Annotated in this window: 11 protein-coding genes; 10 read left to right on the forward strand and 1 reads right to left on the reverse strand. The window is 39.9% G+C overall.

Annotated features, from left to right (window positions below; translation table 11 throughout):
• Positions 1 to 249 precede the first annotated feature (249 nt).
• Entirely contained in the window at positions 250 to 1,437 is a 1,188-nt protein-coding gene (locus AC0SAP_RS10160; RefSeq protein WP_473384079.1) for a tyrosine-type recombinase/integrase, read from the forward strand.
• Between the two features lie 33 nt (positions 1,438 to 1,470).
• On the opposite strand, the gene AC0SAP_RS10165 is transcribed toward AC0SAP_RS10160, so the two are convergent.
• Positions 1,471 to 1,974 carry a hypothetical protein gene (locus tag AC0SAP_RS10165; RefSeq protein WP_473384080.1) on the reverse strand — a complete coding sequence of 168 codons (504 nt, stop codon included), beginning with the start codon at positions 1,972 to 1,974 and terminating at the stop codon, positions 1,471 to 1,473.
• A 225-nt stretch (positions 1,975 to 2,199) separates the two neighbouring features.
• On the opposite strand from AC0SAP_RS10165, the gene AC0SAP_RS10170 reads away from it, so the two are divergent.
• The 9 genes from AC0SAP_RS10170 to AC0SAP_RS10210 all read left to right on the forward strand — a co-directional run bounded on the left by AC0SAP_RS10170 (position 2,200) and on the right by AC0SAP_RS10210 (position 6,476).
• Positions 2,200 to 2,439, forward strand: a complete 240-nt coding sequence (locus tag AC0SAP_RS10170) for a helix-turn-helix transcriptional regulator (protein WP_473384081.1) — start codon at positions 2,200 to 2,202, stop codon at positions 2,437 to 2,439.
• 9 nt (positions 2,440 to 2,448) lie between these two features.
• Complete coding sequence (locus AC0SAP_RS10175; RefSeq protein ID WP_473384082.1) at positions 2,449 to 2,922, forward strand: hypothetical protein; 474 nt, start codon at positions 2,449 to 2,451, stop codon at positions 2,920 to 2,922.
• A gap of 68 nt (positions 2,923 to 2,990) precedes the next feature.
• Entirely contained in the window at positions 2,991 to 3,236 is a 246-nt protein-coding gene (locus AC0SAP_RS10180; RefSeq protein WP_473384083.1) for a hypothetical protein, read from the forward strand.
• Positions 3,229 to 3,525 (forward strand): hypothetical protein, encoded by a 297-nt coding sequence (locus AC0SAP_RS10185; protein ID WP_473384084.1) that lies wholly within the window; start codon positions 3,229 to 3,231, stop codon positions 3,523 to 3,525. Before AC0SAP_RS10180 ends, AC0SAP_RS10185 begins: the two co-directional genes overlap by 8 nt.
• A 150-nt stretch (positions 3,526 to 3,675) precedes the next feature.
• Complete coding sequence (locus AC0SAP_RS10190) at positions 3,676 to 4,122, forward strand: ArsR family transcriptional regulator (RefSeq protein WP_473384085.1); 447 nt, start codon at positions 3,676 to 3,678, stop codon at positions 4,120 to 4,122.
• A gap of 354 nt (positions 4,123 to 4,476) precedes the next feature.
• On the forward strand, positions 4,477 to 4,878 hold the full coding sequence (locus AC0SAP_RS10195) for a terminase small subunit (protein WP_473384086.1): 402 nt from the start codon (positions 4,477 to 4,479) through the stop codon (positions 4,876 to 4,878).
• Positions 4,879 to 5,509: 631 nt separating this feature from the next.
• The gene (locus AC0SAP_RS10200; protein WP_473384087.1) at positions 5,510 to 5,632 is read left to right on the forward strand and encodes a hypothetical protein; all 123 of its coding nucleotides are present in this window, start codon (positions 5,510 to 5,512) and stop codon (positions 5,630 to 5,632) included.
• 179 nt (positions 5,633 to 5,811) lie between these two features.
• Positions 5,812 to 6,276 carry a hypothetical protein gene (locus AC0SAP_RS10205; protein WP_473384088.1) on the forward strand — a complete coding sequence of 155 codons (465 nt, stop codon included), beginning with the start codon at positions 5,812 to 5,814 and terminating at the stop codon, positions 6,274 to 6,276.
• Positions 6,276 to 6,476, forward strand: coding sequence for a helix-turn-helix domain-containing protein (locus AC0SAP_RS10210; protein ID WP_473384089.1), 201 nt, complete (start codon positions 6,276 to 6,278; stop codon positions 6,474 to 6,476). The genes AC0SAP_RS10205 and AC0SAP_RS10210 overlap by 1 nt, the downstream gene beginning before the upstream one ends.
• Positions 6,477 to 7,044: the final 568 nt, after the last annotated feature.

Genomic DNA, 7,044 nt, shown 5'->3' on the forward strand with positions numbered 1-7,044 from the left:
TAGCGTATCGAGGGTTCGAATCCCTCCTTTTCCGCCAAACCTTTAAAACCTTAGCAATCGCTAGGGTTTTTTTATTGCCTTTAATAAGCCATAAATATAGCAATAATCGAGGATTTGCGCGTTTAATCTCTTTTTTGTGTTTACTTGGAAGCCTTTTAGGTTTGTTTACTTTACCAATATTTGTTGGTAAGTTTGTTGGTAAGGAAAAGATGAGAATGAAATTTACCAACAACATTGGAGGGAAAGCCGATGGCGCTTACCTTTACGCAAATCAAAAGTATCAAACCAACAGACAAATTGAAAAAGTATTCAGATGGTGGGGGATTATCTCTTTGGGTATATCCATCCGGCAAAATGAGATGGGCATTAGCTTACCGAGAGCATGGAAAGCAAAAGACAGCTTATTTGGGAGAATATCCAGCCTATTCCTTAGCAGAGGCTAGACAATGGCGCGATACACTCAAGGAACGACTAGAGAGAGGCTTACCGGCGATTGATGCGAGCCTTTCAGATAGCGCCTATTTATTCCAAAATGTTTACCGGCAATGGTTCGAGCGATGGAAACCACAGAAGAAAAACAAGAAATATCCGGAGCAGGTGGAGAATGCGATAGATGCCAACGTGATTCCACACTTTGAAAATAAAGACATTAGGCAGATAAAGCCGGTGGATATCGTCCAAGCATTGCGAGGAATGGAAGATAGAGGCGCATTAGAGTATTTACGGCGCGTTAAGGGATGGATTAGCCTTATATTTGATTTTGCGGTTGATAGTGGGCTTATTGATGTTAATCCCGCCAAGTCAGTGGGCAGGCAAGCATTTAAACGACACAAGGGCGAGCATTTCCAAGCATTACCGCCTGATGATTTGCCGGTGCTTATTGAAGCCTTAGAAGATGGAACAATCAACGGGCGCGCAAGGTTAGCCATTTATTGGCAATTGCTCACAATGACAAGACCAATAGAAACAGTCAGCGCCAAATGGGTAGATATTGACCTAAAGGAAAGACATTGGATTATTAAGCCGGAAGATATGAAGAAAAGCCGGTTACATATCGTACCATTAAGCACATTAGCCATTGACCTATTGAAAGAGATTAAAGCGATTAATAGAGGAGGTGCTTATTTGTTTGAGGGTCAGGAATACGGAACACACCTACACAGAGAAACGCCACGAATCACATTAAGAAAAAAAGGGCTAGAAACAACGGCGCATGGATTAAGGGCGCTAGTTAGTACATTGCTAGAGGAGCGAGGTTATAGAGAGGAAGTAATTACCGCCTCATTATCCCACGCCAAAGGAAATGGCAATAAAAGCATACCGGCTTATTTGCGCTCAACATTCTACGATGAACGCGCCGAAATGTTAGAGGATTTGGGGCAAATCGTACGACAGGAGAGAGATAAGATATTAAACGAGCTATCACAAGCCGAATAAAGAAAGAGCGCCGAGATGGCGCTTTTTTGTGGGCTAAAAAGGAAGGTCATCATCTAAGATAGATTTTCTAGCATTATAATCCCCATTAGATATTAATAATATTTTTTCCCAATACAAGTTAATTCTAGGGGTATCGAAATTATCAACTGATAATGGCTCACTGAATCCATTTTGATAATGCGCATGGAATAGATTGCCAACTAGGGACACATTTAGAACGCTCTTATGTAGAAAATCAAGCTCCTTATCAATTAATACCTTGAATATCAATTGTTCCTCAATCGTTAATAATTCCGGCGCAACAGATGCCAATTTAATCAGCCTTTCAGACTCATTCACGTCCCACAATTGTAGAGTTAATTCCGCTATGGATTCCCCATCAGGGCGCAATTTCACCTGTTTTAAACTTTCCTCAAGAGACCACTCTATAAAGTTGGTAAGATTCCGGCGCTGGATTCTTGCAGCTAATTCCACAAGATACCTTACTTGTGGCTCAAGTCTTATAGATGTTGATTCCTTTCTAGGTTGCTTACTCATTTTGTTACCTTTCTTTTTGTAAGTATTTGGCTTGTTGGTTGCTTATATAGTGGCGATAATTGTCTCCTTTGTAAAGTACTTCTATCCTTTTACTTTTTTTGTATTATAAAAAAATACGCTTTTGATTATTTTGAGTGTTGATTTGTTTGATTGTATGTTGTATAAATACAAATGTATCCTTAAGATACTTTTAATGTATTTTGTTATATTCACAAGAGGCTAATAATGAACAAATCAACAATAGATCAAATCGAGCTAGACGACCGCCACATCTTGCTAGATAGAAAAGCGGTATTGGATATCTTAGGGCTTAAGAGCAATAACGTTATTTATCGAGCAATCCAAGAGGATGGATTCCCGAAACCGTTAAGAGTAGGAGGCAGAGCGAGCCGATGGAGAAAGAGCGACATTTTAGACTGGATAGACAGCAGACCACAGCATTTAGAACACGAAGCAGCACGCTAGGGGGAATATATGAACGATTTAAATAAGGCTTTAATGGATAACGTGAACAGCATCAGCATAGCGATAAGATTATTGGATGCCGAGCTTCTAAACGCTAGAAATATGCAGACAATCACGAGCCAAGCAAGATTGATTAGAATGGGGATTCTAACTAGCTTGAGTGATTCAACATTGGGGGGCATTGAGGCTTTAGATGGATTTGCTAGGGAAGCGGAAAGAGACGCAAGAAACAGAGTAAAGCAAGCGGAGCGCATTCTTAATGAGTTGAATGAAGCGGAAGAGGCGCGGGACCTAACCATTTTCACGCTATCCGAAACAATAGACACATTGCGAGATATTGCCGACATTTTGAAGAGTGGAGGAATGCCTTTGGAGCTATTGATAGAGAATTTAGAAGATATTGCAACAGTGAACGAGATACACCGGCAACGGTTGGAACGTGAAGCCACAATTATGGAGGGATACAGCAATGGAATACACTAAAACCTATTTAATACTTGCTTACCTGGCGCAGGCAGGAGAGAAAGGCTACAAATGGGAGAGCAATAATTATGATTAATCATATTACAGCCGAGATTAAGCTCATTGATCTAATCAACATAAGAGCGGAAATGGAAGAGTTACAAGATGAAAGCTCATTCCTTGCTATCGATACAGCCGAAACATTAAACGGCATTATATACAGGCTAAACAATGGACTTGTCGAGGTTAGCACATTAATTAGAGAGCTAAACGAGATCAAGACAAACAACGAACTATTCTACACTCAAATATCAGGAGGCAAAAACAATGACTAAGATCGATTACATGTTAGAGCAATTATTGAAACGCTCATTAAATACATTTCAGGCGCAAATATTAGGGGACACCTGCTTAAATACAACCGTTAGCCAGTTACGGCGAGACCCAATATACAAGGCGAATATCAAGGACAGATGGGAAACAATAGAAACGAGATGGGGAACAAAAACACAAGTTAAACGGTACTGGATAGACAGCGAGGAGCGATTGAGAATACAACGGATAAGAAACAAGGGCGAGGAAGTTATAAAAGCCCACAAACAAAAAAAGCGCTCAACAAATTAATGTTAGCACTCTTTTTTAAACTAATAACGTAATACAAACAAGGGGAGTTGGCGCTCCCTTTATTCTTAACCTTAAAAGGTATTGAACAATGAAATTGTACGCTAAGCAACATATCAAATCAAGCCCTCAACGCGAGGAAAGGGGGCAGACATGGGAATGACACAGAGCCAACGAGAGAGGGCAAAAAGCAAGAAGCAAGGACAACAGATTACCGGTGGCAATACATATTCAATGGTCAGACATGACTTGGTAAACAGCGAGGAATATTTTAGATTAAGCCATAAGGCGAGGTCGTTATTACTTGACTTAATGGGGCGTTATAATAGGCAAAACAACGGCGATATAGCCATTGTTTATAGTGAAATGAAGGATAGAGGGTGGGCGAGTGAAAACACGCTAAGAAGAGCCATAAAGGAGCTGTTAGATGGTCAATTTATTATTGTTACAAGACAAGGGGGAAAAAATAAGACTTGTAGTCTATACGCCTTGACCTGTTACCCAATAGATGAGATTAGAGATAAAAAAGGAAATTTAAAAACAACAGTAGCAAGCACAAGACGACCACCAGACTATTGGAAAGATAAATTAAAAAAATAATTAAGCGCTAACACGGCGCTTTTTTAGGCTTGTTTAATAAAGGTTAAAATTAAAAGCACTACAGCAAATATTGAAGTCAGCTAGTATCGAATAACAGCAAATATTGAGGTCAGCTTTTAAAAAAACACCCTCCAGACATCAAATATTGCTGTTATTACGCCTATTTTTGCAATTTTCAGACCCCCAATATTGCTGTCCTTTATATATTAAGCCATATGTATGGTATTTATTACGGAGTAGGGAGAGAGAGACCGAGCAACAAAACAAGGCAAGCAAGCATGAAACATTAACGAATGAATCAGGAACAAAAACGGCGAACAATGAGAGAACAAAACGGTGGCAGGTTAAGGGATTATGAAAGCAAGATTGAATGACGAAACAAAGGCAATGATTAAGGCATACATTGAGAGATTCTCAAACGGTCAAAGCAACAGTGAAGTGATACCAACAATAGCAGGCTTGGCATTGAGGTTAAACATCACAAGGCAGACGCTATACAATTGGGCGAAAGAGGACGAGGAAATGGCGCTATTACTTGAAGCATTAAAAAACGCGCAAGAGCTTTACCTAGTCAATATGGGATTAAAGGGAGAGATTAACGCCGGCATTGCTAAGCTTATGTTAATGAATAACCACAGCTACAGCGACAGAATGAGAAGCGAGATATCAGGCGATGGACCGCGCACAATAGAATTGACTACACCAACGATAATTGAAAGGCGAATCATTGACCCATTAAGAATTGAGACAGAATGAACAGCCCTACCCTATGCCACAGATCTATTCACAAAGAGCGCTAATAATACGGCGCTTTTTTTACACTGTAGGAAATGAATAGAGCAATAATTGAATAATCAATTACAAGGCTATAAAACGGCGATTAGAGAAGAGATAAGACTAAAGGCAATACAGCCACTCATCAAAAGAGTAAACGCGCATTATAGAGCGAATTTGAAGCTTTGCGGATTAAACTATGTAAAAAGCACAGTTACCAAAGCGCAGGATTAGCCTTGCGCAGATTAGCGCATCTAGACCGATATGCAGAAAAGTTTAGGTAAGAAAAAAATGAACGAAATAAGAATAAAAAAAACACCCCCTTCTTAATATATAAGAATAGGGGATACTCAAAAGGCTCATTCTTACGCGGTTCTCATTATCAGTTTTTGTTATTGGGGCTACCAGAAATAGCAAAAGGGTATATTATCAGTTTTCACCATCATGACAACCATAAATGAAAAGCACAACGAGCAAGCGGGGAAAAGTTTTACCCGCACATTCCACAATTCACACCTAGAAGACTTAGGAGCGAGCGAAACTTTCGTCCGCTTCGAAACATGCCACAATTCACACCTAGAAGATTGCAAAATTTTTGTAAGCTACCGAGCTAATGACTCCATACCACAATTCACCAACAGTGGAACGTGGAGGGATTACCCCTGAAACATGCCACAGTATTGTTCAATCACCAACGGTGGGGCAACGATTATTGCTAGGTTTTCAGACACGTTAAGAGCATCAAGGCGACTCTTTACATCTTGGATTAGTGTACACGTTAGGGGGCTAGATTTGCGGAGCGTATAAAAGAGAAATCACTCAGATATCTATCTAAAAATAAACAATTGAATATTTGCTTTTAACTTTATCTGTCTTATCTTGTCTTAACTATTTAATACTTCTTAGGAGAAAGAAATGAAAAAACTATTATTAGCAACGGCACTACTCACTAGCGTAGCAAGCGCTCAATTCATCGAGAAAGTAATAGTCGATCCAATGACTGATGAGAAAACGTATTCTTCAGCGGTTCGAGGCACGATGGATTATGATGGTCGACCTGCTACAGGTCTGTTCATTCTGACCTGCCACAATGGCAAGGAGCTTGGGATAATTATCACATCAGACTCGATCTATAACATGCGAGTAAAGAAAGGCACTCTTGAAATGCGCACAGTACCAGATCGTAATTATCGCTTCGATTATGAGACGGGAGAGAAGATGGTGATACTGTTTAACGGTAGAGACGATTCAATCGAACAGCTATCAAATTCAGAGCTTAGAGTGCGGTTTAGAGATGAGATTAACTACACAAGCTATCTCACTTTTGAGTTACCAGACCTAACGCAAGCCGAAGCTTACAAAGCTTGCAAAGGAAAATAATGATTAGAGAGTTAAACAAGAAGTATCCATACACGGTAAAAGACGCATCTGAGATGCTTGATTACCACCCAGATCATATTCGCAGGCTCGCAAGACAATGCAGGCTCGAGTATGTAAAGATCGGTTGGGAGTACAGGTTCTCAAAAGAGATGTTATATAAATATGTAGAAGATAACTTTAAAAAATCTAATGTTAAGTAAAAAAGGATTTTTTAAAACAGCTCCAAAAATAGCCTAAATTTAAACGATTGAGGCATGGGATATATAATAACACACGCAACACATCAAACGCGCATTATAGAGCGAATTTAAAGCCTTGCAGGTTAAATGGACAAAATAGACCCGTTAGAACCACAGCGGAGAATTAATCTCCCGAGAAATTGGGAGATTCCCACGAGTGGTGGTTATTCCTCAAGGCACTCAGCTAAAGAAACAGCCGAGCCAATCAGCCGAGAAGCCGGCAGATTACTCAACGCAGGATTACCCCTGAAACATGCTACAGGCTTACTCTCCATGCTTATTGCTTAGTTTCTGGACATGTTAGAAAGGGGAAGCAATGGCGATTATTGAAGAGCTATCCAACGCGCCTGATTAGTGTTAATATTGACCGGAAGAGGCAAAGGAAGCGCCTCAATAGTTGCGGTGGAAAAGGAGGGGTTACTTTTTGATTTGTTGGTAAATTTGTTGGTAAGTAGACGGCTATTAAAATCTTTTCCTTAATGTTATTAATAGCTTATCTTAACAAGATCGAATTACTCCTTTTCCGCCA

The organism is Ignatzschineria sp. PL_is040 (assembly GCF_055813795.1).

Coding starts and splice junctions, on each gene's coding strand:
- AC0SAP_RS10170 (WP_473384081.1), top strand. CDS start 2,200: ATGAACAAATCAACAATAGATCAAATCGAGCTAGACGACCGCCACATC.
- AC0SAP_RS10190 (WP_473384085.1), top strand. CDS start 3,676: ATGGGAATGACACAGAGCCAACGAGAGAGGGCAAAAAGCAAGAAGCAA.
- AC0SAP_RS10165 (WP_473384080.1), bottom strand. CDS start 1,974: ATGAGTAAGCAACCTAGAAAGGAATCAACATCTATAAGACTTGAGCCA.
- AC0SAP_RS10210 (WP_473384089.1), top strand. CDS start 6,276: ATGATTAGAGAGTTAAACAAGAAGTATCCATACACGGTAAAAGACGCA.
- AC0SAP_RS10205 (WP_473384088.1), top strand. CDS start 5,812: ATGAAAAAACTATTATTAGCAACGGCACTACTCACTAGCGTAGCAAGC.
- AC0SAP_RS10200 (WP_473384087.1), top strand. CDS start 5,510: ATGACTCCATACCACAATTCACCAACAGTGGAACGTGGAGGGATTACC.
- AC0SAP_RS10195 (WP_473384086.1), top strand. CDS start 4,477: ATGAAAGCAAGATTGAATGACGAAACAAAGGCAATGATTAAGGCATAC.
- AC0SAP_RS10185 (WP_473384084.1), top strand. CDS start 3,229: ATGACTAAGATCGATTACATGTTAGAGCAATTATTGAAACGCTCATTA.
- AC0SAP_RS10175 (WP_473384082.1), top strand. CDS start 2,449: ATGAACGATTTAAATAAGGCTTTAATGGATAACGTGAACAGCATCAGC.
- AC0SAP_RS10180 (WP_473384083.1), top strand. CDS start 2,991: ATGATTAATCATATTACAGCCGAGATTAAGCTCATTGATCTAATCAAC.
- AC0SAP_RS10160 (WP_473384079.1), top strand. CDS start 250: ATGGCGCTTACCTTTACGCAAATCAAAAGTATCAAACCAACAGACAAA.